Here is a 24,486-nt window from a genome sequence, read left to right on the forward strand (position 1 = left end):
GCGCCTCAACCCAGCACCGCGAAGCTGCTCGACCAGTCGAAGCTGACCCGCACCTGCTGGCCGAGGCGCAGGTCGTCGCGGTGCACCGGCTGCGCGCTGTGCACCTGTTCGTCGATGCCGTCCAGCCGCACGCCGCAGAGCAGGGTGGCCTGCTCGTACTCCAGGGAGACGATCCGACCGGGCATTGTCTCGTCGGCGCCGGTCGCGGTCGCTTCCACCACCGGGGTGATCCCGACCGCCCCGGGAGCCAGGCAGACCGCGGCCACGTCCGCGGCGCGGGCGCCCTCCGGTACGGCGGTCTCCACCTGCGATCCGAAGGCGGTACGCAGCACCGCGCGGTCGCCGGCGTCGTCCACAAGGGACACGTCAATGATGTTGCCGACGTCCAGGAAGCTGGCCGTGTATCGGTGCCGCGGCCGTGTGAAGATCTCCCGTGGTGTGCCCACCTCGACGATGCGGCCGGTGTCCATCACCGCGACCCGGTCGCCGAGCGCGAGCGCCTCGCCGTGGTCGTGGGTGACGAAGACGCCGGTGAGCCCGAGTTCGCGCTGTAGCTGCCGCAGTTCGGTGCGAAGCTGCATGCGGATGCGCCGGTCCAGCGCGCTGAGCGGCTCGTCGAGCAGCAGCAGGGCGGGCTCGGTGACGAACGCTCGGGCGAGCGCCACCCGCTGCTGCTGGCCGCCGCTGAGCTGGCGCGGGTAGCGGCCGGCGAAGTCACCGAGGCGTACCATCTCCAGCGCCTGGGCCACCCGGGGGGCGACGTCGGGTTTGGGCACGCCCCGCATCTTCAGCCCGAACGCGACGTTCTCCGCGACGCTCAGGTGTGGGAACAGCGCCCAGGTCTGGAAAACCATGCCCACATGCCGCTTGGCTGCCGGTACGTCGGTGACGTCGGCGCCGTTCAACCAGATCCGTCCCTGGTCCGGCCGGGCCAGGCCGGCGATGGCGCGCAGCAGCGTGGTCTTGCCGCAGCCGCTGGGGCCGAGCAGCACCAGCATCTCGCCGCGGGCCACCTCCAGCGACACGTCGGTGACTCCGCCACCGCCGGCGTACCGGCTGGTGATCTGCCGGATGCTCAGGTAGCCGCCGGTGCGCGTGGTGGTACTCGCGGCCGATGCGTCCGTCACGGTCATGCCTTCCCTCCGGCCATGTGGCGCAACGCGCCGAGCTTGTTGGCGAGCAGGAAAATCACCAGCCCGACGGCGACCAGGCAGCCGGACATCGCGGCGACCGACGGGTCGGCCCGGTAGTCGAGGTACTGGTACATCTGCACGGGCAGCGTCACGCGTCCCGGGCTGGTCAGAAAGAGCGAGATGCTGATGTTGTCGAACGAGAAGATGAACACCAGCAGCGCGGCGCCCACGGCTCCCGGCCAGACCAGCGGCAACGTCACCCGGCGAAACACCTTCAGCGGCGACGCGCCGAGCGTGACCGCCGCCTCTTCCAGGTCGTTGCCGAGGCTGGCGAAGGTGGCGATCAACACCTGCAGCGCGATCGGGATGCCCACCACAGCGTGGCCGAGGATCAGCATGCCGACCCCGGACTCGAGCCGCAGGAAGCCGGCGTAGAAGACGAAAATGCTCAATCCGACGACGATCTCGGGTACCGCCAGCGGTCCCAGACCGCCGATCTCGACCAGTCGCCGGCCGCGGAACCGGCGGCGGGCCAGCGCGTACCCGGCGGGCAGCGCGACGGCGAGGGTCAGCACGGTGGTGACCAGGGCGATCTGCACGCTGAGCAGCAGCGCGTCCATGAACGCCCGATTGGACGGCACAGCCGTGATCCACCGCAGCGACCAGCCCTCGGGCGGGAACACCGCGAAGTCACCGGCGTTGAAGGCGGTCATGACCACGACGGCCAGGGGCGCGAGCAGGAACGACGCGGCGACCAGCAGGTAGATCGAGAAGGACCGGGTCTTCATCCGTCACGCTCCGCCCGCATCGAACGGACCATCGAGTACGCCATGATCGGCAGCAACACGACGGTCAGGATGGTGGCCACAGCGGCGCCGAAGGACCAGTCCCCGGTGGCGGAGAAGGAGCTGTAGATGAGGGTCGGCATGGTCACGACCTTCCCGCCGCCGAGCATCGCCGGCCCGAGGTAGGAACCGGCGGCGGCGGCGAAGGTGAGTACGCCGCCGGCGACCAGCCCGGGCCGGGCGTGCGGCAGCACCACGTGCCGGATGATCTGCCAGCGGCCGGCGCCGAGCGTGCGGGCGGCCTCGGCCAGGCGGTCGTCCATGCGGTCGAGGCTGGCGTAGATCGCGATGGTCATCTGCGGGAACATGAACAGGACCATCCCGATGACGATGCCGTACATGCTGTACAGCACCGGAAGTTCAGGGATGCCGAGCGCCGCCAGCCCGCGGTTGACGGCACGGACCAGAAGCTGCACGCCGTACACCCGGACCACGCCGTTGACCAGCAGCGGCGCGAAGAGTGCGAAGATCGCGAAGGTGCGCAGGCGCGGTTTGGTGCGCAGCAGGTACGCGTAGGGCAGGCCGGCCAGCGCGGCGAGCACGACCGTGGCGGCGCCGATGATCAGCGTGTTGAGCAGCGCCTTGAGGTACAGCGAGCTACCCAGGAATGTCGCGTAGTTCTCGACGCTGAAGCCGCTGACCTGCCCAGCGGTCATCTCGCCGAAGCCGCTGCGCGCCACCGCGACGAAGGGCAGCACGAAGAGCAGGACCACGAAGCCGACCAGCGGCAGCACCAGCAGCCAGACGCGCCGGTTCGCCCGCCGCCGGCCACCACCGTCGGTGACGGTGACCGGCGGGCGGGTTCCCCGTTCCAGCGCGGCGGTCACGCGAACGTTTCCTGCCACTTCTTGGTCCAGTCGGTCACGTTCTCACCGATGGTGAGCCAGTCGATCTCCCACATCCTGGCCGCCACCTCCGGCCCCTCCAGCAGCTTCGACTGCACATCCGAGGAGAGGGTGATCCCGGAGTTGGCCGGCGCCACCTGAGTGGTCCTGGTCCACGCCTCCTGCTGCTCGGCCTCGAGCATGAAGTTGATGAACTCGTAGACCTTGTCGACGTTGCCGGACTCGGCCGGGATGGTGATCGGCTGCGAGCTCCACGGCGCCCCCTCGTCCGGGATGACCACAGCGACGTTCCGGCTCGCCAGCGGTACACCGAGGTCAGCGAAGGTGATCGTGGCCAGCAGGCTTCCGTCCGCGAGCTTGTTCACCGGATCGGAGCTGAGCGTGTACTGGTACTGCACATTCGGCTTGAGCTGCTCAAGGGCCATCCAGCCGGCGTCGAAGTCATCGATGCCAGAGCCGAACGCCTGCGCGCCGGCCATCAGCGCCCACACACCGGCGACGCTCGGCATCGCGCCGATCGCCACCTGGCCGCGCAGCTCGGGGCGCCACAGGTCCGCCCACTTGGTGATCTCGAACGGCACCTTGTCCTTGCGGTAAAGGATCGCCTGGGCGCCCCAGCTAACCGGCACGCCGGGCAGCTTGCCGTCCTGGGTAAAGCCGTTGAGCAGGCTCGGGTAGATGTTCGAGTGGGCTGCGACGCGGGCCGTGTCGATCGGTTGCAGCGTGCCGTTCTTGAGGCCGACGGCCGCCTTGTCCGCCGTCAGCCAGGCCAGGTCGTACGCCTTCGGTGCCTGCTGGATCTTCGTGAGGCCGTTCTGCCCGTCCACCGTGTTGACCAGGTTCGCCCCGTACCGCTCGTTGAACGTGGGGGTCAGCTCGGCGAGCGCCTTGTCCCACACACCGCCCCACTGGGATGCGGAAAGCCGGCCACTCGAGCCGGACCCACCACCCGAGCCGGACGAACAGGCCGACAGGGCCGCCAAACCCGCCGCCCCCGTCACCGCCGCGAGAAAAGAGCGTCTGTCGATCGGAACTCTCGCCACCATCTGAACCACCCTCAGGATCACGATTGGTACGCACCTTTTTGGTTGGACCAGAACTTAGATCATGGCAGGAGTCGCCGCAACACTCGAAATGGAAGCGTTACATCAATCCGACATCGAGGACTAAAGCTAACAAATATGCACTTAGGGAACGGGTACGCGCCATCGCGTGATTCCATGCAACTTTTAAGATGCTGAAACGACAGATGTTCGGCCGCGCTCGCTTCCACCTGCTGCCCAAGCGGATGCTGCACGCCAACCGATCCCACTGCGGCGTTACCGCCCGCGAACGGGAGCCGTGGTTAGGGTGGTGGCATGGCACGCAGGCACCGCAACGACTCCCGGCCCGGCGACGAAGACTTCGTCCCGTTCACCGACGCCGAACGCCGTGCCCACGCCGACGCCCTGTCAAACGCCCACGCCGGCCACGACTGCGCCGAACAAGCCGCGAGCCTGTGCCAGGCCGGGGAGTACTACGCCATCCTCGGCGACCACGACCTGGCCGAACAGATGTTCCGGCAGGCACTGCCCATCGAAGACGCCGAACCCGGCGCCCCGCAGGCCGCCTACGCCTCGTTCCTGCTCGACCGGCACCGCCACGACGAAGCCATGGCCATGATCACCGAAGCACGCCGGCTCCATCCAGAGGACCCGGACGTGTTCAGCGTCATCGGCGAAGCCCTCGCCGAACACGGCTACGCGCAACAGGCCGCTCGCTGGTTCACCGCCGGACTGGTCACCCACCTCGGGCATCTCACCGATCTCAACCTGGACGACCTGCGCGAAGACTTCCACACCGAGCAACTTGCCCACGGCCGCTACCAGGCGCGCCAGGTCCTCAAACTCCCGCAAGACCACATCGACGCACTCGTGCAGGAACTACGACAGCACAACGCCGCCACAGCCGTCGCTCATTAGCGCCCGTCGATCATCAAGTCTGCATCAGAGCCGACTTGCTTCAACGCTGACAACTATCGCATTCGTGGGAGTTCGGGGGAACTGCGGTCGCGCAGCCGCAGTTTGCGACGGGATCGTCTCCCCGTCGAGAAGGATCTCACCGAGTAGTCATCTGATGAATGCCAATGCGTCGGCCGGCTTCGCCAACCTGACGCACCACTTAGTCGGCCTATCGTTGTTCGGCCGCGGCGGGCGGCGAGACTGGCCGGTAGACCGTCGTGACTTCGCTGGCATCCATGGTGAGTCTGCCGCGGGCGACGAGTAGGTCGAGGTGTGCTTTGGTCTCAAGAGTAGCGAGCGCCGCGTTGAACCCGTCAAGCTCGTCGAAATGCCGCTCACGCCGGGTCCAGGTCACAGCGCGGGCGACGTCCAGAGCGGTCGTTCCGAAGGATGAGACCGCGGCTAGGCAGAGTTCCAAGCGGTGATAGTGGTGCGCGAGCAACTCGTCCACCCGCTCGTGCGAGCGGCGGTCGGCAGCGCCGTGAGCGGGCGCGAGCCGCAGGTCCGGCAGGTCGCGGATACGCAGCAGCGAGTGCAGGAAGTCGCCGAGCGGCAGCTCCGCCTGGACCGGCTCGAATCCGATCGACGGCGTGATGGTGGGCAGCACGTGGTCGCCAGCGAACAGCAACCCCGCCTCACGATCGACGAAAACGAAATGCCCTTGGGTATGTCCCGGTGTCGCCACAGCCTCCAGTGTGCGCGTGCCGACCTGAATCCGCTGATCGTCGTCGAGCCATTGGTCGGGCATCGTCCAATGTGAAAGATCCCGCTCGGCCCCTTCGCTCGCGGCCCGCCACCGCTCTGCCAACTCGTCGGCACCGGCCCGGCGCAGCTGCGACTCTGTGGAGCGATCGGCACGGTCAGGATTCTGGATGAGCTTGAGCGCGGGCTGCTCACCACGGCCGAGACTCACCGCCGCCGTCCGGAATTCCGAGCGGATGGCGACAGCCTGGGTGTAGTGGTCTCTGTGGACGTGAGTGACGAGGAACGAGGTGATGTCTCGCGGATGGTGGCCGATCTTACGCAGTGAGTCCTCAAGCTGTTTGCGAGATGTCTCCACAGCCCAACCGCCGTCGATGAGCGTTAGACCACTTTCGGTCTCTATCACATAGACGTTGACCGCCTTGAGTCCGTCCATGGGAAGCGGTAGCGGAATCCGGTGTACCCCTTCAGCCAGAGAATATGCCCCTGGCTCGGTCCAATCCTGGTGATCGTCCACATTTACGATCATGCCGTGCACCGCATAGCCCCGTCCAAGTGAATCACACCACTGCGCCTACCGATTCGCCTCATGCGCCGCACCCGACGCGATCAACTCGTCGACGTTCCGATACCCCATGCCCCCAGCGCCACTCTGGTGTCCTGTCCCGGAGCCGAAGGCCCCTTCGACAACGTCGCTTCCGTCCGCGAAAAGCGTGGCGCCGGCTGTACCCGGCCCTCGTGCTCGGCGAACACGCCGCGAGCCGCGATGTGCGGATGCCGTACCGCCTCGCTGAAAGGCAGGATGGGTGCCACGCACCCGTCCGTGCCGTCGAAGATCTCCGCCCACTCAGCCTGGGTCTTCCGCTTGAACGCCTCGGCCAGGTCCGTTTCAAGCGCGTCGAGCGGCGCCACGCGGTGGATCCGGGGACTCACCCAGGGGCCGAGGTGAGCCCGCCGGGCGCTCGCGCGGATGGCGGGAGAAGCGCGGGGCGGGCATGGCCTGGAGCACCCCATCGACCTCCACCAACGACCGCCGGGCGGCCAGGTGCGGGTGGCCGGCCGCCTCACGCAGCGACAGGACCGGGGCGACGCAGGCGTCCGTGCCGTCGAACGCCGCTGTCCACTCGTCCTGCGTGCGGGCGGCGAACGCGGCGGCGAGCCTCGCGCGCAGGGCCGGCCAGCGGGCCTCGTCACGCTGGTCGGCCGGGTCGGCGTCGACGCCGAGGACCCGGACGAGTTCGGCGAAGAACTGCGGCTCGATCGCCCCGACGGCCATGTGTCGGCCGTCGGCGGTCTCGTAGACGGCGTAGAACGGGGCGCCGCCGTCGAGCAGGTTCGCGCCGCGCTCGTCGCGCCAGCGGCCGTCGGCCAGCAGGCTGTGCACGATGCCGAGCAGGTGCACCGTGCCGTCCACGATCGCCGCGTCGACGACCTGGCCGCGCCCGGTGCGGCGGGCCTCCAGCAGCGCGGCGAGCACGCCCATGACCAGGTAGGTCGCGCCGCCGCCCAGGTCGCCGACGAGGTTGAGCGGAATCTGCGGCGGGCCGCCGGCCGGGCCGATCGCGTGCAGCGCGCCGGTCGGCGCGAGATAGGCGATGTCGTGGCCGGCGGTGTGCGCGGCCGGGCCGCTCTGCCCCCAGCCGGTCATCCGGCCGTACACCAGCCGCGGATTGCGCTCCCACAGCGCCTCCGGCGCCAGGCCGAGCCGCTCGGCGACCCCGGGCCGGAAACCCTCGATGAGGACGTCCGCGCCGTCGCACAGGGCGGCCAGCCGCTCCCGTCCCTCGGCGGTCTTCAGGTCGAGCTCGACCGCGCGCTTGCCCCGGCCCAGCAGGTCCGCCCCCGGTGCGCGCGGGGTGAGGACGTTGCCGCCGGGCCGGTCTACGCGGATCACGTCGGCGCCCATCTCCGCGAGGATCATGCCGGCGAACGGGCACGGCCCGATGCCGGACAGCTCGACCACCGCGATTCCGTCCAACGGGCCGGTCACCGCGGGCCCGTCCCGGCGAGATCCAGCGAACGGCCGATGATCTCCTTCATGATCTCGGTGCTGCCGGCATAGATCCGGCTGATTCGCGAGTCCACGAACGCCCGCGCGATCGGGTACTCGAGCATGTACCCGTAGCCGCCGTGCAGCTGCACGCACGCGTCCACGACCCGGCCCTGCATCTCGGTGGTCCACCACTTCGCCTTCGCCGCGTCCACGGCGCTGAGCGTGCCAGCGTTGAGCTCCAGCACGCACCGGTCCACGAAGTGCTGCGCCAGCTCGATCTCGGTCGCGATCTCGGCGAGCCGGAACCGGGTGTGCTGCAGCGCGCCGATCGGCGCGCCGAACGCCCGCCGCTGCCGCACATATTCGACGGTCCAGTCCAGCACCGCGCTCGCCTGCGCGACCGCCGACACCGCGATGGACACCCGCTCCCGCACCAGGTTGCCGGTGAGGCTGGCGAACGCGGACCCTTCCTCGCCGAGCAGATTGGCGACCGGCACGCGAACGTCGGCAAAGGACAGCTCGGCGGTGTCCTGCGCATGGTGGCCGACCTTGTCGAGGTTGCGGCCGCGCTCGAAGCCCGGCATGCCGCGCTCGATGACGAGCAGGCTCAGGCCCCGGTGCGGGTGCTCGCCGGTGCGCACCGCGGCGACGACGAGGTCCGCGTTGATGCCGTTGGTGATGAACGTCTTCGCCCCGTTGACCACGTACCGGTCGCCGTCACGGACGGCCGAGGTGCGGATGCCTGCCAGGTCGGACCCGGTGCCGGGCTCGGTCATGGCCAGCGCGGTGATGGTCGTTCCCGCGGCGACGCCGGGCAGCCAGCGCCGGCGCTGTTCGGCGGTGGTGAGCCTCAGCAGGTACGGCAGTACGATGTCCGCCTGCAGCGACGGTCCGGCCATCGCCGGCCAGACCGCCGCCTTCGCCGACTCCTCCAGCACAACGGCGTTGTACCGGAAGTCATCGACACCGTCCCCGCCGTATTCGGAAGGGACGGCGGCGAACAGTCCGAGGTCCGCGGCGGTCGTGAACAGTGTCCGCGGGACGATGCCCGCACGTTCCCATTCGGCGTAGTTCGGCACCACCTCCTTGCGCAGGAACGTCTGGACGCTGTCGCGGTACGTCTCGTGGTCCGGCTCGTACAGCACCCGGCGCATCGCGGCGACCTCCCTTCAGATCGTCAGCCCGCCGCTGCACACGACGGTCTGAGCACTGACGTAGTCGGACTCGGGCAGGCAGAACAGGTAGACCGCGCCGGCGGCCTCGGCCGGCGTACCGGCGCGACCGAGCGGGATCGTCTGCTCCATGGCAGCGAGCAGCTGCGGGTTCACGCCGACCTTGATTTCGCGGCCGTCGACGGCGATGGTGCCGCCTTCTCCAGCCGCCGTCTCGGTGAGCCTGGTCGTGATGAAGCCGAATGCGACGGTGTTGACGGTGACGTTGTATCGCCCCCACTCCTTCGCGAGGGTCTTCGTGAGCCCGGTGATTCCCGCCTTCGCGGCGGCGTAGTTGGCCTGGCCGACGTTGCCGCTCAGCCCGGCCACAGACGAGATGTTGACGACCTTGCGGCACGGCACTGGTTCGCCGGCCGCCCGGGCGCGCTTGACCGCGTCGGCGATGACCGGCTGGGCGGCACGCAGGATCCGGAACGGCGCCTTGAGGTGCACGTCGAGGATCGCGTCCCACTGCTCGTCGGTCATCTTCTGCACAACTGAGTCCCAGGTGTAGCCGGCGTTGTTGACGATGACGTCGACACCGCCGAAGTGCTCGACAGCGGTGCCGACGAAACGCTCCGCGAAGCCCGCCTCAGTGACGTTGCCGGGGCAGGCGATGGCAGTACCGCCGGCCGCCGTGACGTCAGCGACCGTCTGTGCCGCGGGCTCGAGGTCGAGGTCGTTGACGACGACGCTGGCGCCGTCCGCCGCCAACTTGCCTACGATCTCCCGGCCGATCCCGCGCCCGCCGCCGGTGACCAACGCGACGCGTCCGTTCAGCTTGCCCATGTCGTGGTGCCCTCTCTCTGATGTGCGATGGTGAGCGCGGGTCCGGCATCGGCGGACCAGCTCGTCGAGTGTGGCGAGCGTGTCCTGACCGCCTCGGACGAGCGCATGGTGGTGATCAGTGACTTCCTCCAGGCGTCGAGTTCAGCGGTCGGCGGGACGGTAGGCGGTCACGACCGCGGCGCCGCCGAGGCCGATGTTGTGGGCGAGGGCCACGCCGGTGTGTTCGGCGGCGGCCGGTACCTGCCGCGCTCCGGCGGTGCCCCGCAGCTGCCAGGTGAGCTCGGCGCACTGGGCGAGCCCGGTGGCGCCGAGCGGGTGGCCCTTGGAGATAAGCCCGCCGGACGGGTTCACCACCCAGCGGCCGCCGTACGTGGTGTCGCCGGCGTCGACGAGCTTGCCGCCCTCGCCTTCGCCGCACAGGCCCAGCGCCTCGTAGGTGAGAAGTTCGTTGGTGGCGAAGCAGTCGTGCAGCTCGATGACGCTGAGGTCCTGCGGCCCGAGGCCGGCCTGCTCGTAGACCGCCCGCGCGGCGGCGCGGCTCATGTGTGCGCCGACCAGCGCGGCCGCGGTGCCGTCGAAGGTGTCTTCGAAGTCGGTGACCATCGCCTGGCCCACGATCTCGACCGCCCGCCCGGCGAGGCCGTGCCGGTCCACAAAGGACTCACTGGCGAGTACCGCGGCCGCGGAGCCGTCCGAGGTGGGTGAGCACTGCAGGCGGGTGAGTGGCGCGACGATCCCGGGCGAGGCGAGCACCTCGTCGAGGGAGAACTCGCGCTGGAACTGGGCGTAGGGGTTGTTGACCGAGTGCCGGTGGTTCTTCACCGCGATCCGGGCGAACTGCTCGGCGGTCGTACCGTAACGCTCCATGTGCTCGCGGCCGGCCTCGGCGAACATCCACGGCGCCATCGGGCGGCCGGGGCCGCGCAGCCGCTCCAGCTCGCGGATGTGCCGGCCCAGTGGCAGGGCGCGGTCGGCGTAGGTCTCCGACAGCGAGCCGGGCGCCATCTTCTCGAAGCCGATCGCCAGCACGCAGTCGGCGGCGCCGCGCACCGCGCGGGCGGCGAGCCACAGCGCGGTGGAGCCGGTGGAACAGTTGTTGTTGACGTTGACGACGGGGACGCCGGTCAGGCCGAGCTCGTACACGGCGCGCTGGCCGCTGGTGGAGTCGCCGTAGACGTATCCGGCGTACACCTCCTGCACTGTGTCGTAGGCGATCCCGGCGTCATGCAGCGCCGCGGTGCCGGCCTCGCGCGCCATGTCCGGGTAGTCCCAGCCCTCCCGACGGCCCGGCTTCTCGAATTTGGTCATGCCGACGCCGATGACGTACACCTTGCTGCTCATCGTTGCCTCCAGGGTTTCAGGCGGTGTACTCCGCCAAGCCGTCCTTGATGACCTGCGTGCCGCCGTCGGCGACGGTCTCGAAGCAGTAGCGGTGCTTCCCGGTGCGCCACGCGTTCGTGGTGATCGCGTGGCCGGGGAAGGCGGGGGCGCTGAACCGCACCGCCAGGCGCCGCAGCCGGGCCGGATCGCCGGCGCCGGCGAGCGCGTGCGAGGTGAACGCCATCGTGCACAGGCCGTGGACGATGACGCCGGGCAGGCCGGCCTTGCGGGCGAAGGCGTCGTCGAGGTGGATGGGCATGAAGTCGCCGGACGCCTCCGCGTACCGCCGCGGCTGGTCCGCGTCGATCTCCTGGATAATGGTCAGGTCCGGGGCGCCGGCGGACGCCTGCGGGTCGGCGCGGTGTTCCGGGGCCGTGCGGCCGGCATCGCCGGAGTGGGTCGCGCCGCGGAAGAAACCGGTGAAGTACTGCTCGTTGACCGGGTCGCCGTCGCCGCCGGTCGTCTCCAGCAGGGTCGTGACGACGACGCCGGAGCTGCGGGCGTGCACGCCGATGACCTGTGCCCGGCACCGCAGCAGGTCGCCAGGGACAATCGGCCGGGTGATGTGGATGTCGTGCTGGCCGTGCAGGATCCGCGATGCCGCCTCGGGCGGCGCCACGCCCAGCGTGGCCTCGGCCATCACCCCAAACCCGGGCACGACGGCGAAGACCGGGGGCGCGACGGTACCGTCGGCGTGCGTCGGGGTCGGATCGTTCGTCGCCGCCGCGTAGGCCGCGATTCGGTCGCGGGTGACGGCGAACTCGACGGTCTTGCTCCAGGAGCCAAGCTGCTCGATGGTGAACACACCACGAACCTAGAAACTGGCCGGCGCGGCGAGGAGTACCGCCACTAGCGGAATCCGTGACCGTAGCGCGCATCAGCGGCTAGCGTTGGCGGCGTGGCCGCCTCTCCACTGCCCCGCATCGTTGTGCAGCGCCTGCTGCGCATCGCCGAGCGGCGCGGGCTCGACCCCGCGCTGCTGCTGCGCCGCACCGGGATCCCGGCCGACGCCGTGCGCGGCGGCGTGGTGCCGGTGACCGTCGCGCAGGCGGCGGAGTTGACCCAGGATTTGTGGATCCTCACCGGCGACGAGCTGTTCGGGCTCGGCCCGCCGGCACCGCTGGGCTCGTTCCAGCTCGTCATGCGCTCGGTGATCCACGTCGCCGACCTCCGCGAGGGCCTGAAACGGCTCGCCAGCGCCAGCCACGTGCTGCCCGGCCTGACGCCGCTGTCGGTCGAAATCGATGGCGCGCTGTGCCGCATCGAGATCGACACGAGCAGGCTGGACGACCCGGACCACCTCGTCGCCGAGCTGCTGCTGACGCTGATCCACCGGGTGCTCGGCTGGCTGGGCGGCCGCCGCATCCCGCTGCGTTCGGTGGAGCTGCCGTGGCCCGCACCGGACTACGCCGCCCAGTACGAGACCGTGTTCGGCGTGACCCCGACGCCCGGCGCCGACCGGCTGGCGCTCGCATTCGACGCCGCGCTGCTGCGCACGCCGGTAGTGCGCGACGAGCAGGAGCTCGCCAACTACCTCAACGACCAGCCGCGCGTGTGGTTCGCGACGCGGGACTACGGCGTGACCGTCGCCGACCACGTCCGCCGGATCCTCGAGCAGGGCCTGCGCGGGCACTGGCCGACCTCCGACGAGATCGCCACCCGGCTGAACGTCAGCACCCAGCACCTGCGCCGCCTGCTGCGCCAGCACGGCACCTCGGTCGGACAGATCAAACAGGAAATCCTCCGCGACGCCGCCGTCGCAAGCCTGCGCCGCGGCGACGAGTCCGTGGAGAGCCTCGCCACCCGCCTGGGCTTCTCCGAGGCGAGCGCCTTCCGCCGCGCGTTTCGCCGCTGGACCGGCCGCTCCCCGGCCGAATTCCGCACCTCGCGCCGGGCGGAAGAGACCATGCTCTGCGCGATTGCGCCCAAGACGGCTCGCCCCTGACCTGCGGCCCGCAGGTCAGGGGCTGTCGGTGCCAGGGCTGCGCGGGTCAGCCGGTGAGGCTTACGCGCAGTGTCTCCTTCAGGCTCCGTGGAGGTCTGCCCGTGACGCGCTCGACGGTATCGGTCGTGCGGTCCTCGATGCCGAGTGCTAACAGCTGGTCGATCGATGCCAACATAGCCGCGGCGGGCTCGGGTATGTGCTGCGCGAGCATCTGCTCAAGTTCCCCAGTGGTGACCGGATCGTGTCGAACTGGCCGCGCGAGGACCTCGGTGAGTGTTGCGGCGACGTCGGCGTAGCTGAGCGCCTCGGGCCCGGTCAGGATCAGGTCTCCCTGGAGGGGTTCGTGCGCGACGAGCGCGTGTGCCGCAACCTCAGCGATGTCCTCGACGTCGATGAAGGCGACACGCCCTTGACCTGTCGCTGTGACGATCTTGCCCATGGTGCGGGCGCTCTCGGCGTGGTGGTGGCCGCTGACGAAGTTCTGCATGAACCACGAGGGCCGGAGAACAACCCACTCCTCGAACATCTGCGAGACGAGTTGCGCAACCTGTCCCACGGCCGGTCCCCCGGACTCGACGGCGGATGAGCCGAGCAGGACCATACGAGAGACCCCCGCCTGCCGCGCCGTGGCGAGGAACGGCGCCATCGCGACTTGCGGGTCCGGGTCCAGTGGTGGAGGGACGAGGTAGGCGGCGTCGACGCCGGCCAGCACGCCGTCGAACGTCGCTGGGTCGTACCAGTCGAACCGGACTCCATCCGCAGCCTCAGGGGTCGGATGACGGGAAGCGGCCCGCACCGAGACGCCGCGCGCGAGCAACTTGGTGACCAGGGGCCGGCCGGTGTTACCCGTGCTGCCGGTCACCAGGATCGTCGGGCTGGCGGTCATGCCGACGGCTCCATGTCGATCACGACCAAGGGGTTCCAGTAGTCACGGTACAGGGTGATCAGACCGTCCGCGACGGTCAGCACGACCACATAGGACTGGTCGTAAGGCGCCCCCGTCGCGGTCACCCGACCCTCGATCTGCATCTCGATGATGGCCTTGTTCGGGTCGACCGTCTGGTGGACCGTCACCTGCGGCTCCTTGGTCACCTCGATGCTCCCTGGCAGGACGCTGAGGTAGGACGCGACCGCTTTCTTGCCTTCCAGTCGCTGCGGCCGCCCGGCGGGGGCATAGGGAAACTCGAACACGACGTCCTCGGCGCACAGGTCGACCCACCCTGTGACATCGCCGCTCCGCAGCGACGCGAGGGCCGAACGGAAGATCTCTGTGGGGGTAGTCGGTCGGTCAGCGTTCATGGCAAGCCCTTCGATATATTGCTGATACGCACTTCAGAGCCATTCGGGATCGAGGTCCAGGGTCGTGCGGTCGCACCGGCACAAGAGGTCGAACTGGTGGTCGGTCCGCGGTAGCTCGTAGTGGAAGAAGTACCGGGCCGCCGCTCTCTTGCCGTTGTAGAAGTCATCGACCTTGCCGGCAGCGACAACCACCTGCTCGAGCCATAGCCACGCGATGACCACGTGGCCCATTGCCTCCAGGTACACCGACGAGTTGGCCATCGCGGCCTCGCGATCCGCGGATCGCGAAAGCGTCTCCGTCGTCACGACCAGCCGGTCGATTCGACGCTCGAGCAGCTCCGCGAGCACGGCTGGCTCTCCATCCCTCCCCCGCGCGGACAACGCTGTCTGCCTCATGCTGTCGATCAGCATCCGGAATGCCCTGCCGCCGTTCACCCGCACCTTTCGGCCGAGCAGGTCGAGTCCCTGGACGCCGTGGGTGCCCTCGTGGATCTGGTTCAGTCGGTTGTCTCGATAGTGCTGCTCGACGTCGAAGTCGCGCGTGTATCCGTACCCCCCGTGAACCTGGATGGCCAGGTCGTTGGCGGCCAGGCACCACTGGGCGGGGAATGACTTCGCGATCGGGGTCAGGACGTCGAGCAGCATCCGTGCTCGGTCACGTTCAGCCTCGTCGGGTGCGCTTGCCTGTTCGTCGACAAGGCGCGCGCAGTACAGGATGAGGGCAAGGGATCCTTCTACATAGGACTTCTGCGCGAGCAGCATCCGGCGGACGTCCGCGTGTTCGATGATGGGGACCCGCGGTGAGGAGGGATTCTGCTCGCCCGCTCGCCTGCCCTGGAGACGGGTCTTCGCGTATGCCAACGACTTGAGGTAGCCGGTGTACCCGAGCGAAACTGCCCCGGAGCCGACGGCGATACGCGCCTCGTTCATCATGTGGAACATGCAGGCGAGGCCGTTGCCCTCGGCGCCGATCAGATAGCCGACGGCTCCGGCTTCGCCGCGCGGTCGATGGGTGCCGTCTCCGAAGCCAAGCACAGTGTTGGTGGTGCCTCGGTTGCCCATCTTGTGGTTGAGCCCGAGGAGGACGACGTCGTTGCGTTCTCCAATCGAGCCGTCGGACTCGACCAGGTACTTCGGGACGGCGAACAGCGAGATGCCCTTGATGCCGCTGCCGGTGCCGCCGGTACGGGCGAGAACGAGGTGGATGATGTTTTCGCCGAGTTCGTGATCGCCGGCGGAAATCCACATCTTGGTGCCACGCACCCGGTAGGTGCCGTCGTCCTGGAGTTTGGCTCGTGTGGTGATGTCGGCGAGTGAGGATCCGGCTTCCGGCTCGGACAGGCACATCGTGCCGAAGAAGCGCCCCTCGATCATCGGTCGGGCGTAGCGGTCGACCATGTCGGCGTCGGCGTGCGCGACCAGCAGGTTAGCCGCGGCCGACGCGAGGAAGAGGTATCCCGTCGTCGAGGCGTTCGCGGCAGTGAACCACAGGGACGACGCCTTCTGCACGGTGACCGGTAGCCGCATACCGCCGTACGCGTGGTCGAAGCTCGCGGCCTGGAGTCCGGCGGCGATGTAGGCGTCGATCGCCTCACGCACCGCCGGGATCAACTCCACCCGACCCTCCGAACCGACGACCGGTTCGCGCAGGTCGCCCTCGCGGTTGTGCGGAGCGAACTTTCTCACCGCGAGCTGTTCACTGAGGTCGAGTACCGCGGAAAAAGTCTCGGCTGAGTGCTCCTGGAAGCGTGACCTGGTGGTGAGGTCCACGACGTGGAGCCACTCGTACAGCATGAAGTCCAGGTCGCGCCTTGAAAGAAGGTGAGAGGTCTGCCTCACTGGTGTCGTCGTCACAGATCTGCCCTAGATCTCGCGCTTGAGGATCTTGCCAGTGCTCGTCGTCGGCAGCGAGTCCCTGAACTCAACGATCCGGGGGTATTTGTAGGCCGCCAGCTGGCCCTTCGACCACACGATGAGCTCCTCCTCGGAGGTCTGGTCGCCGGGGTTCTTTACCACCACGGCCTTGATCTCCTCCCCATGGGAGGGATGTGGCACACCGACGACCGCGACCAGGGACACGGCCGGGTGGGTGATCAGCACTTCTTCGATCTCGCGTGGGTACACGTTGAAGCCACCTCGGATAACCATGTCCTTCAGGCGGTCGACGATGTAGTAGTAGCCGTCGCTGTCCTTTCGGCCAAGGTCGCCGGTTCGGAACCAGCCGTCCTTGAGGACCTCCGCGGTCTCGGCCGGCCGCTTGTAGTACCCCTTCATCACGTTGTACCCGCGGATCGCGATCTCGCCGATGGCCTCGGGCCCTTCGGCGACGTCGGTCCAGTCGGGATTGACCAGCTTCATCTCGACCCCGGGGATCGGCTTGCCGATCGAACCGATTCGAGGGCTGGCGCCCCAGGGCGAGAACGCCGCGCCGGGCGAGGTCTCCGACAGTCCGTACCCCTCGATGATGGTTACGCCGATCTTCTCCTTGAAGGCGCGATGGATCTGCCCGGGAAGCGCTGCACCGCCGGAGATCGCGACCCGCAGGCGACCGGCGATTGCCTCGACGTCGACCGAGGCGTCGTTGTGGGCTTCGAGTTCGGCGAGCAGTGCCCAGTACATCGTGGGCACTCCACCGAACACCGTGACTCCCTCGTCGACGAGGAGCTGGAGTGCGGCGCGCGGCTCGAACCGCGGCATGAGCACCACGGTGCCGCCGAAGCCGGCGGCCGCGTTCTGGATGGCGGTCTGGCCGAAGGAGTGAAACAGCGGCAGGACGCACAGGTATGTGTCGGGGCGATCGGGATCGGCGTTGTAGAGGTCGCGGGCTGCCAGTGCGTTGAGGCGGAGGCTGTCGTGCCGGAGCTCCGCTCCCTTGGGCTGGCCTGTAGTGCCCGAGGTGAAAAGGATGACCGCGGAATCGTCGTCGGCCATGGCCGCGGAGTCGAACGTGCGGGGCAGGCTCCCGACGGCAACGTGGAAGTCGTCGTCGGGGACATCGTCGGTGCGGCCGGGAGAAACACTGAAGAAGTGCCGGCACCCCTCTACCTGCTCGAAGCCGGCGCGCGCCTCTGCCCCCATGGGCACCTCACCGCCGCTCTCAAACGCGAAGAACACCCGCACGTCGGCCTCGCGCAGGTGGTATGCGTACTCGCGTCCCTTGAAGAGGATGTTGAGCGGGACGACGACCCCGCCGACCTTGAGAATGCCGAAGTAGATCGCGGTGAACTCTGGAATGTTCGGAGCGGTCACCGCCACCTTGTCGTCGCGCCCGATCCCGTGCGCGGTCAGGAGGTTGGCTACTCGGTTCGCCTCCTCGTCGAGCTGCCGGTAGGACCAGCGGCGCACGCCGGCCACGATGGCGGTGCGGTCGGGATAGTTCGTCGCAGCCGACTCCAACAGCGTCGCAAGATTCGTCACAGCAGCTTCCGATCAAGAGATGAGTCTGGATACGCGGCTGACAGACGCAACGCCGCATTCGACAACCTGGAAGCCACACCGGCAGACCCGGGTGTCAATCGTCACCGTAGTTCATGTGCACTTAACAACACAAGGATCGGATGCAATCTAAGCATGATGGAATGCGGGCCGCGGTGCTCGAATCCAACTCCTGACCGCCCAGCCTCGGGGTGTGGTCTCAACGGCTCACGTGGCGCCCGTGCTGGCGGCTCTCGCGGACCCAAGATCCACAGAATGCCGGTCCGAGGCCCACGTTGGGCCGGGTCGCGATCGTGGCGACGCGGAGGGCGAGGCCGCGGGAGCAACGGCCAGGAGCACGACGGGCATCGCGGCAGCTCCCCCTCTGCCACACCAGAAGCGAACCGCAACGGAAGGCCGCGAACCTCGACCGCGAAAGATCCCTGGACAGCGTGGTGCCGGGCGCACGAATCACTCGTCTGGCGGCCTCAGGGAGCCTGGGCGGTGTTCTTGTCCACCCAGTATGCGATCGCGTCGTTCGCGTTGCGGATGTGCTCTGACATCAGGCGGCGCGCGAGCTCGTGATCCTGCTCCAGGATCGCGGTGGCGATCGCCTCGTGCTCGGCGAGGTTCTTCTTGATCAGCCTCGAGTTGCCGGTATATATGGCGAAGGAGATGTTGTGCGGAAGCCGCCGCCGAAGCTCACGGATCGTGAGCGTGAGGTGATGGTTGCCTGCGGCTTCGAGGATGACCGAGTGGAACTCGTCGTTGGCGCGCATCCATCGTTCGGCCTGGAGGTCCTGTGGCTGGTCGAGCGACTCGCGGAACGCGTCCCATGAATGGGTCATCCGCTCGGTCTGCTCGTCGTTGATGCGATCACAGGCCAGCGCGGCGGCGAGCCCTTCGAGCTCGCCTCGCACCTGCCCGATCTCCCTGATGTCATGCCCCGAGAGTCCGTTGACCCGGGCACCCCGGTTGGGAACAATGGTGACGAATCCCTGTACGGCCAGGATTCGCAGCGCTTCTCGAACCGGGGTGCGACTGACTCCAAACTCCTCGGCGAGCGCCTCGTGTCGCAGCCAGGTGCCGATCGGCACCTCGCCGGCGATGACTCGGCGCTGCAACACGGCGACCAACTGGTCGCTCATGGATGCGCCTTGAGCGGCGAGCTCCCCGTCGAGTACCGATTCGTCAGCCATCTCAGGCCCTCCTCCCACCTGGAACGGCCGGCAACGGCGTCCTGTCGATTGTGGTGCAAATACTACCGGGCTTGCATCCAATCTGGACTTCGGCCTCGGCGTCGACGCTCCGTAGCTTCCTGTTCCGGATAGCCGTGCGGCTATGCCCATGGTCTGCGGAGGGCTCGCCGACCACCCCGTGGATGGCGGGTGCGGTGCAGGCGCGTTCGACGGCACGGAATGGATCGTCATCGGCCAACCGCGTACCCCTGGGCACCGCGGGGGTTGGCTGCGCCGATGATGCGTCCCTCGGCGCGTTCGAGGTGCACCGACGACAGTCGGCCGAGCGCCCAACTTCCGGCGCGCTGCACGGCGTGCCCCATACCATCGAGGTCCGCGAGGACGGCTTGGCCGATCCGGTCCTCGATGACCAGGCCTCCCGGGTCCCAGCTTCGTGGCCAGAAGCTGCCCGGGAAGCTGGTGGTGTGGAACATCGGCGCCTCGATCGCCTGCTGGGAGCCGAACCGGCCGACCAGGGTGCGGAGCAGGTACACCAGCTGCCACTGGTCCTGTTGATCGCCGCCAGGGCTGCCGAGTGCGGTGATCGACTCCTCGGTCGTCACGATGGTGGGCGTCAGCGTGGTCCTGGGACGCCGGCCGGGTGCCAGGGCTGACGGGCTCGCCGGGTCCAGGTGGGTCATCTGGAGTCGGGTACCGAGGCAGAACCCCAGCTCGGGTACCGCGGGCGAGGACTGTAGCCAGCCGCCGGAGGGTGTCGCTGAGATCGCGTTCCCCCACCTGTCGATGACGTCGATGTGGCAGGTGTCGCCTTGGGTCTCGCCGGTGACTCGGACGGTCGGCTCACCGACCGTCGCGGACCCGGTGGCGGTCGCTGTGCCGGTCGATGCGGCGAGGGCCGGGCGATAGGGCCGAGGCAGCCCGGCGAACGACCCCGGTCGCAGCTCCCAGGAGCTACGCGGCCCGATAAGCTCACGTCGTTGCTTGGCGTACTCCGCTGACAGCAACACCGTGAGCGCCTCGGGATCGAGCCCGTCGCCGTAGTACGCGTCGCGGTCGGCCATCGCCAGCTTCAGTGCCTCGACGACACGGTGGATGCCTGGTGCGGTGTCGAGATCGAGCTCGTCGTCTTCGAACCCGTCGAGGATCCTGAGGGCTTGCAGCAGCGCCGGCCCTTGGGTCCAGGGGCCGGCCTTGTGCACTCGGCGGCCGCGGAACGTGACCGACAGGGCGGGCTCGAAGTGTGCGGCGTACGCTGCCATGTCGGCAGCGGTGAGGACGCCATGGTGGTCCCCGCCGGTGGCATGGCGGTGCGGGACGTCGGCGACGAACCGCTCGATAGCCTCCGCGACGAACCCCTGTCCCCATGCCGTTCGGGCCGCGTCGATCCGTGTGCGCCGATCCGGGGCACCTGCGCTCTCGGCCAGCAGCCGGCGAAGCGTCCGTGCGTAGGCGGGACTGGTGACCAGGTCTCCAGGGGACGGTGCCGCACCGTCTCGGAGCCAGAGGTGCGCGGACGTGGGCCAGTGCGCCACGAACAGGTCGCGTACCTGATCGATCACCACGCACGTGTTTGCCAGGACCGGATGCCCGGCCTCCGCGTAGTGGATCGCATAGGAGAGGACGTCCTCAAGCTCCCAGCTGCCGTGGTCTCGCAGCAGCAGCAGCCAGGCGTCGACCGCACCGGGCACCGCGGCGGCCAGGGCTCCCGCTCCGGGCACGGACGCCAGGCCCTCAGCACGGAAGTGGTCGATGGTCGCGAGGGCCGGGGCTGGGCCTTGCCCGCACAGGACCTCGACGGGTCCTCCGGCGGGTGCGATCAGCGCCACGAGGTCGCCGCCCGGCCCGTTGAGGTGGGGTTCGACGACGTGGAGGACGAACGCGGCGGACGTGGCGGCGTCGAAGGCGTTGCCCCCACGTTCCAGGACGGACTGCGCTACCGACGATGCGATCCAGTGGGTGGAGGCGGAAACACCGAACGATCCGGTGATCGCGGGACGGGCCAGGAACTGGGGCGCACGGAAGGTGTCGTTGCTCATGGCTGCGCTCCGTCCGTCGTCGGAGGCAACTGCCCTGCCCAGACGGCGAACAGGAACTCGATCGTGGGGTCGACGATCTCCGGCTCCGCGAACACGGCGGTGGCGTGGTCCTCGCCGGGCACGACTGTGAGTTCGCAGTAGCCTCCCCGTGCTCGGACGGCGTCCCGCAACCGGATGCTCTGTTCCACCGGCACGGTTCGGTCGGCACCACCATGTGCGAGGAGAAAAGCCGGTAGCTGCGCGGCGGCGGAGACGGCGCGCAGCACGGAGCCGTGCTCGATGACGGCGGACAGGTCGTCGGAGTCGAGGTTGCGACCGTAGATGAGATCGATATTCGGGCCGACCCGGTCCTTCAGTGCCGGATCTGACTTGGCGAGGGCGACGATCTCGCTCAGGTCGCTGGCCGCGTAGTGAAGCACGACTGCGGAGAGCGCGGCGCTGTACCCGGCGAGTTCGGGAAGCTGGCGCCCGGCGGTCATGCCTGCGCTGACGGCGGCTCTGCCCATGAGGTATCCACCGGCCGAGCTCCCCCATCCCGCGACTCGCTCGGGATCGAGGCGGTAGTCGCCGGCGTGTGCGCGCACCCATCGGATGGCGGTGACGATGTCTTCGACCGTCTCGGGATAGCGGGCCTCGCCGGCGAGGCGATATTCGACGGAGACGACGGCGATGCCGCGGCCCGGGAGGCTGCCCCAGGGGCCCATCTCCTTGACGCCGCCTACGAAGGCGCCGCCGTGGGCGTAGACGACGACGGGAAACGGGCCGTCGCCGCTGGCGGGAAGGTGGACGTCGACGCGCAGCGGTCGCCATCCGCTGTGCATGCCGATCGCGACGTTCAGGTAGGAGGTGGCGCCGTCGAGGACGTGGACCGCGACGGGTTCGACCAGCCGCGGGTCGACGACCGTGTACGGAATCACGTCGACCTCGGGGAGCGCGGCGCTGAACTGGATGGGCTTCACGACGTCCTCTCTATGAAGGCGGAGAGCTGTTGAAGGGCCGGTGGAGGCCCGTAGGGCGGCGGGTCTTGAAATGTCAGGCGTTGGCGGGGACCGATGCGATGAGCGATCGCGTATACGGGTGCCGTGGGCGGGAAAGGACGTCGTCGGCGAGTCCGTGCTCCACGACCTTGCCCGATTTCATGACGTAGACCCGGTCGGCGATCTGACGTACGACGGCAAGGTCGTGTGTGATGAAGACCAGCGAGATCCCGAGGCTGCGTCGCAGATCGTTGAGAAGGTTGAGCACGTGCGCCTGGACGGACACGTCGAGGGCCGAAACCACCTCGTCGCACAGCAGGACACGTGGGTCGCGCGCAAGGGCCCGAGCGATCGCGACCCGCTGCCGCTCTCCCCCGGACAGCTGCTTGGGGCGGCGAATCGCGTACCCGGCATCGAGGCCGACCATCTCCAGCAGCTCGGCGGTCCGGGCCTGCCGGTCGGGCACGTCGACGAGCCGGAGCGTCTCCGCGATCGTGCTGCCGACGGTGCGCGCTGGGTTCAACGTCGAGGACGGATCCTGGAAGGCCATCTGCACGGTGGAGCGCACGGTCGCCCAGTCGCTGCGTCCCAGCTTCGGGGCGGCGACGTTGATGCCGCAGACCTCGAGCGATCCCGACGTCACCGACTCCAGGCCTATGATCATCCGGGCCACACTCGTCTTTCCCGACCCGGACTCACCGACGATGCCGACGCTCTCGCCCGCGTGGACCTCCAGGTCGACCGCGTCGACAGCGAGCTTGTGCCCGTACCGCTTCGTCACCTCGCGCAGGACGATGATGGGTTCGCCAGTGGGCGCCGGCCCGGGCACGACCTCGACCAAGTCATCGGTGTGCGTGAGGTCGAGGTGCTCGCCCACGCGCGCGCATCGGACCTTGTGGCCGGCTTCGAGGGTGGTCAGCCCGACCGGTTCGGTCGTACAGGCCGAGGTGGCCCATCCGCAACGGGGCGCGAACCGGCACCCGTGCGGCCAACCGCCGGGTGCGGGAACTGATCCGGCGATGCTGGGCAACGCCTCGACGCGGCGGTCCAGCGGCGGGTCCGCGGTGGCCAGCCGGGCGGCGTAGGGGTGTCGCGCAGCGTTGAGGAGCCGGTCCGCCGGAAGTTCCTCTACCACCTGGCCGGCGTACATGACGTAGACGCGGTCACAGGCGCTGGCCGCGACTCGGAGGTCGTGGGTGATCAGCAGCAGCGCCATCCGATGTGTCTCGCGCAGTCGGTCCAGCAGTGCGAGGATCTCGCCCTGGGTGGTCACGTCCAGCGCAGTGGTCGGCTCGTCGGCGATCAGCACCAGCGGATCCTCGGCGATCGCCGCGGCGATGCCGACCCGTTGCCGCATGCCGCCGGAAAGCTCGAACGGGTAGGCGTCGGCGACGCCTGGGGCCTCGATGCCGACCTCGGCGAGGCGGCGTACCGCCTCGCGGCGTCGTTCGCCGCGTCCGAGCCGCTTCCCGTCGGGGGTGCGCAGCGTCTCGCACACGATGTCGCGGATCCGGTGCAGCGGATTCAGTGTGGTGAACGGGTCCTGCATGATCATCGCGATCCGTGCGCCGCGAAGTTCGCGAAGCTGGCGACCGGCGAGTTCGGAGGTCTTCTCACCGCCCAGTTCGACGGTGCCCTCGCTCTCCAACCCGTGCGGGAGCAGGTCGAGGATCGCACGGGCGGTGATGGACTTGCCGCTGCCGGACTCACCCACGATGGCAACCGCCTCGCCGGGTGCGACGGTCAGGGAGACGTCCTCGACGATCCGCGCCGTCGCTCCCGCGCGCGGGCCGCGGACCGTCAGGCCGCTGACGGCGAGGGCAGGACGCGTCGGCTCAGGGTGAGCAGTGTTGGCGCTCATCGCGTCCTTCCGTGGGACTCGTAGCGGGAGTAGATCCAGTCGCCGACGACGTTGGCGGAGACCGCGACGAGCACGACCGCGATGGTCGGGCCGACCGTCGCCCCGGCGTTCTGGAACAGGTACGCCCGGTTCTCCGCGATCATTCGGCCCCAGTCGGACGATCCAGGCGGAACTCCCAGGCCTAGGAAGGACAGGGCCGAGAGGTCGACGATCCCGTAGGTGAACGTCAGGAAGAAGACGGCCACGAGGAACGACGCGATCGTGGGAATCAGGTGGAACACCATGATCCGGGGGGCGGAAAGGCCCGAGGTGCGTGCGGCCTCGATGTAGGGCAGGCGTGCCCTGACGATCACCGCGGACCGCAGCAGTCGGATGTTGATGGGCAGGCCGAAGACCAGGAGCACGCCGAGCGCGGTCCACCAGCCGCCGCCGGTGATGCCGACGAGCACGATGGCCACCACCATCGGCGGCACGGCGTAGAGGACATCGATGACCCGTCCGGTCGCCGCGTCGACCTGTCCGCCGACGTAGCCGGCGACGACCGCGACGAGGGTCGCGAGGATCGTGGTGCCGAGGGCCAGCATCAACGGGCCGAGGAGACCTGTGCGCGCACCGGCCACGACCCGCGAGAAGACGTCTCGACCGAGGTTGTCCGTGCCGAGCCAGTGCTGCGGACTCGGGCCCTGGAGCGCGACAGCGCCATCGATGAAGTCGGGATCGTGCGGAGCGACACCCGGGAAGATCATCAAACCCGCCGCGGCCACGAGGATGCACGATGCGAAGATCACTAGCACGGGAGCCTGCCGGCGGCGCATTCGAGGCCATCGCTTGGTGCGGTGCGGCAGCGCGGCTGGTCG

Annotated in this window: 22 protein-coding genes; 2 read left to right on the plus strand and 20 right to left on the minus strand. The window is 68.7% G+C overall.

Annotated elements, in window-relative coordinates; genetic code table 11:
• Positions 1-5: 5 nt before the first annotated feature.
• Genes ACFFIA_RS28275 through ACFFIA_RS28290 form a run of 4 tightly spaced genes read right to left on the minus strand, consistent with a single transcriptional unit; the run spans position 6 to position 3,722 of the window.
• Positions 6-1,133 carry an ABC transporter ATP-binding protein gene (locus tag ACFFIA_RS28275; protein WP_377256145.1) on the minus strand — a complete coding sequence of 376 codons (1,128 nt, stop codon included), beginning with the start codon at positions 1,131-1,133 and terminating at the stop codon, positions 6-8.
• A complete protein-coding gene (locus tag ACFFIA_RS28280; protein WP_377256148.1) occupies positions 1,130-1,921 on the minus strand; it encodes an ABC transporter permease in 792 nt (263 codons plus the stop codon). Before ACFFIA_RS28280 ends, ACFFIA_RS28275 begins: the two co-directional genes overlap by 4 nt.
• Positions 1,918-2,805, minus strand: coding sequence for an ABC transporter permease (locus ACFFIA_RS28285; RefSeq protein ID WP_377256151.1), 888 nt, complete (start codon positions 2,803-2,805; stop codon positions 1,918-1,920). The genes ACFFIA_RS28280 and ACFFIA_RS28285 overlap by 4 nt, the downstream gene beginning before the upstream one ends.
• On the minus strand, positions 2,802-3,722 hold the full coding sequence (locus tag ACFFIA_RS28290) for an ABC transporter substrate-binding protein (RefSeq protein ID WP_377256154.1): 921 nt from the start codon (positions 3,720-3,722) through the stop codon (positions 2,802-2,804). Before ACFFIA_RS28290 ends, ACFFIA_RS28285 begins: the two co-directional genes overlap by 4 nt.
• Positions 3,723-4,181: 459 nt before the next feature.
• On the opposite strand from ACFFIA_RS28290, the gene ACFFIA_RS28295 reads away from it, so the two are divergent.
• Positions 4,182-4,784, plus strand: a complete 603-nt coding sequence (locus ACFFIA_RS28295) for a hypothetical protein (protein WP_377256157.1) — start codon at positions 4,182-4,184, stop codon at positions 4,782-4,784.
• Between the two features lie 208 nt (positions 4,785-4,992).
• On the opposite strand, the gene ACFFIA_RS28300 is transcribed toward ACFFIA_RS28295, so the two are convergent.
• From ACFFIA_RS28300 to ACFFIA_RS28330, 7 genes are all read right to left on the minus strand, one after another.
• Positions 4,993-6,054: an MBL fold metallo-hydrolase gene (locus tag ACFFIA_RS28300; protein WP_377256160.1), complete on the minus strand. Its 1,062-nt coding sequence runs from the start codon at positions 6,052-6,054 to the stop codon at positions 4,993-4,995.
• Positions 6,055-6,134: 80 nt separating this feature from the next.
• Positions 6,135-6,437 (minus strand): CoA transferase, encoded by a 303-nt coding sequence (locus ACFFIA_RS28305; protein WP_377256163.1) that lies wholly within the window; start codon positions 6,435-6,437, stop codon positions 6,135-6,137.
• A complete protein-coding gene (locus ACFFIA_RS28310) occupies positions 6,415-7,515 on the minus strand; it encodes a CaiB/BaiF CoA transferase family protein (protein WP_377256166.1) in 1,101 nt (366 codons plus the stop codon). The genes ACFFIA_RS28305 and ACFFIA_RS28310 overlap by 23 nt, the downstream gene beginning before the upstream one ends.
• Entirely contained in the window at positions 7,512-8,672 is a 1,161-nt protein-coding gene (locus ACFFIA_RS28315) for an acyl-CoA dehydrogenase family protein (protein ID WP_377256169.1), read from the minus strand. Before ACFFIA_RS28315 ends, ACFFIA_RS28310 begins: the two co-directional genes overlap by 4 nt.
• A gap of 15 nt (positions 8,673-8,687) precedes the next feature.
• Positions 8,688-9,518: an SDR family NAD(P)-dependent oxidoreductase gene (locus tag ACFFIA_RS28320; RefSeq protein ID WP_377256172.1), complete on the minus strand. Its 831-nt coding sequence runs from the start codon at positions 9,516-9,518 to the stop codon at positions 8,688-8,690.
• Between the two features lie 141 nt (positions 9,519-9,659).
• The gene (locus ACFFIA_RS28325; RefSeq protein ID WP_377256175.1) at positions 9,660-10,859 is read right to left on the minus strand and encodes a lipid-transfer protein; all 1,200 of its coding nucleotides are present in this window, start codon (positions 10,857-10,859) and stop codon (positions 9,660-9,662) included.
• A 16-nt stretch (positions 10,860-10,875) separates the two neighbouring features.
• A complete protein-coding gene (locus tag ACFFIA_RS28330; RefSeq protein WP_377256178.1) occupies positions 10,876-11,703 on the minus strand; it encodes a MaoC/PaaZ C-terminal domain-containing protein in 828 nt (275 codons plus the stop codon).
• Positions 11,704-11,796: 93 nt separating this feature from the next.
• Between ACFFIA_RS28330 and ACFFIA_RS28335 the strand changes: the two genes are divergently transcribed.
• A complete protein-coding gene (locus ACFFIA_RS28335; protein WP_377256181.1) occupies positions 11,797-12,843 on the plus strand; it encodes an AraC family transcriptional regulator in 1,047 nt (348 codons plus the stop codon).
• A 46-nt stretch (positions 12,844-12,889) separates the two neighbouring features.
• On the opposite strand, the gene ACFFIA_RS28340 is transcribed toward ACFFIA_RS28335, so the two are convergent.
• The 9 genes from ACFFIA_RS28340 to ACFFIA_RS28380 form a co-directional block, all read right to left on the minus strand.
• Entirely contained in the window at positions 12,890-13,729 is an 840-nt protein-coding gene (locus ACFFIA_RS28340; RefSeq protein ID WP_377256183.1) for an NmrA family NAD(P)-binding protein, read from the minus strand.
• A complete protein-coding gene (locus ACFFIA_RS28345; RefSeq protein WP_377256186.1) occupies positions 13,726-14,142 on the minus strand; it encodes a nuclear transport factor 2 family protein in 417 nt (138 codons plus the stop codon). Before ACFFIA_RS28345 ends, ACFFIA_RS28340 begins: the two co-directional genes overlap by 4 nt.
• A gap of 33 nt (positions 14,143-14,175) precedes the next feature.
• A complete protein-coding gene (locus tag ACFFIA_RS28350; protein WP_446686984.1) occupies positions 14,176-15,936 on the minus strand; it encodes an acyl-CoA dehydrogenase family protein in 1,761 nt (586 codons plus the stop codon).
• Between the two features lie 69 nt (positions 15,937-16,005).
• Entirely contained in the window at positions 16,006-17,559 is a 1,554-nt protein-coding gene (locus ACFFIA_RS28355; RefSeq protein WP_377256192.1) for a long-chain-fatty-acid--CoA ligase, read from the minus strand.
• Between the two features lie 485 nt (positions 17,560-18,044).
• Positions 18,045-18,755, minus strand: coding sequence for a GntR family transcriptional regulator (locus ACFFIA_RS28360; protein ID WP_377256195.1), 711 nt, complete (start codon positions 18,753-18,755; stop codon positions 18,045-18,047).
• A gap of 227 nt (positions 18,756-18,982) precedes the next feature.
• A complete protein-coding gene (locus tag ACFFIA_RS28365) occupies positions 18,983-20,791 on the minus strand; it encodes a gamma-glutamyltransferase family protein (RefSeq protein WP_377256197.1) in 1,809 nt (602 codons plus the stop codon).
• Positions 20,788-21,750 (minus strand): alpha/beta hydrolase fold domain-containing protein, encoded by a 963-nt coding sequence (locus ACFFIA_RS28370; RefSeq protein ID WP_377256199.1) that lies wholly within the window; start codon positions 21,748-21,750, stop codon positions 20,788-20,790. Before ACFFIA_RS28370 ends, ACFFIA_RS28365 begins: the two co-directional genes overlap by 4 nt.
• A gap of 73 nt (positions 21,751-21,823) precedes the next feature.
• Positions 21,824-23,629, minus strand: a complete 1,806-nt coding sequence (locus ACFFIA_RS28375) for a dipeptide ABC transporter ATP-binding protein (RefSeq protein WP_377256202.1) — start codon at positions 23,627-23,629, stop codon at positions 21,824-21,826.
• Positions 23,626-24,375: an ABC transporter permease gene (locus ACFFIA_RS28380; RefSeq protein ID WP_377256205.1), complete on the minus strand. Its 750-nt coding sequence runs from the start codon at positions 24,373-24,375 to the stop codon at positions 23,626-23,628. The genes ACFFIA_RS28375 and ACFFIA_RS28380 overlap by 4 nt, the downstream gene beginning before the upstream one ends.
• Positions 24,376-24,486: the final 111 nt, after the last annotated feature.

Origin of the sequence: Phytohabitans kaempferiae, from assembly GCF_042433955.1 — a bacterium.
GTDB lineage: Bacteria > Actinomycetota > Actinomycetes > Mycobacteriales > Micromonosporaceae > Phytohabitans > Phytohabitans kaempferiae.

Excerpts from the sequence above, each read along its gene's own strand:
- ACFFIA_RS28275 (WP_377256145.1), bottom strand. The coding sequence starts at position 1,133 with ATGACCGTGACGGACGCATCGGCCGCGAGTACCACCACGCGCACCGGC.
- ACFFIA_RS28280 (WP_377256148.1), bottom strand. The coding sequence starts at position 1,921 with ATGAAGACCCGGTCCTTCTCGATCTACCTGCTGGTCGCCGCGTCGTTC.
- ACFFIA_RS28295 (WP_377256157.1), top strand. The coding sequence starts at position 4,182 with ATGGCACGCAGGCACCGCAACGACTCCCGGCCCGGCGACGAAGACTTC.
- ACFFIA_RS28300 (WP_377256160.1), bottom strand. The coding sequence starts at position 6,054 with ATGATCGTAAATGTGGACGATCACCAGGATTGGACCGAGCCAGGGGCA.
- ACFFIA_RS28315 (WP_377256169.1), bottom strand. The coding sequence starts at position 8,672 with ATGCGCCGGGTGCTGTACGAGCCGGACCACGAGACGTACCGCGACAGC.
- ACFFIA_RS28320 (WP_377256172.1), bottom strand. The coding sequence starts at position 9,518 with ATGGGCAAGCTGAACGGACGCGTCGCGTTGGTCACCGGCGGCGGGCGC.
- ACFFIA_RS28325 (WP_377256175.1), bottom strand. The coding sequence starts at position 10,859 with ATGAGCAGCAAGGTGTACGTCATCGGCGTCGGCATGACCAAATTCGAG.
- ACFFIA_RS28340 (WP_377256183.1), bottom strand. The coding sequence starts at position 13,729 with ATGACCGCCAGCCCGACGATCCTGGTGACCGGCAGCACGGGTAACACC.
- ACFFIA_RS28345 (WP_377256186.1), bottom strand. The coding sequence starts at position 14,142 with ATGAACGCTGACCGACCGACTACCCCCACAGAGATCTTCCGTTCGGCC.
- ACFFIA_RS28350 (WP_446686984.1), bottom strand. The coding sequence starts at position 15,936 with ATGCTGTACGAGTGGCTCCACGTCGTGGACCTCACCACCAGGTCACGC.
- ACFFIA_RS28360 (WP_377256195.1), bottom strand. The coding sequence starts at position 18,755 with ATGGCTGACGAATCGGTACTCGACGGGGAGCTCGCCGCTCAAGGCGCA.
- ACFFIA_RS28365 (WP_377256197.1), bottom strand. The coding sequence starts at position 20,791 with ATGAGCAACGACACCTTCCGTGCGCCCCAGTTCCTGGCCCGTCCCGCG.
- ACFFIA_RS28375 (WP_377256202.1), bottom strand. The coding sequence starts at position 23,629 with ATGAGCGCCAACACTGCTCACCCTGAGCCGACGCGTCCTGCCCTCGCC.
- ACFFIA_RS28380 (WP_377256205.1), bottom strand. The coding sequence starts at position 24,375 with ATGATCTTCCCGGGTGTCGCTCCGCACGATCCCGACTTCATCGATGGC.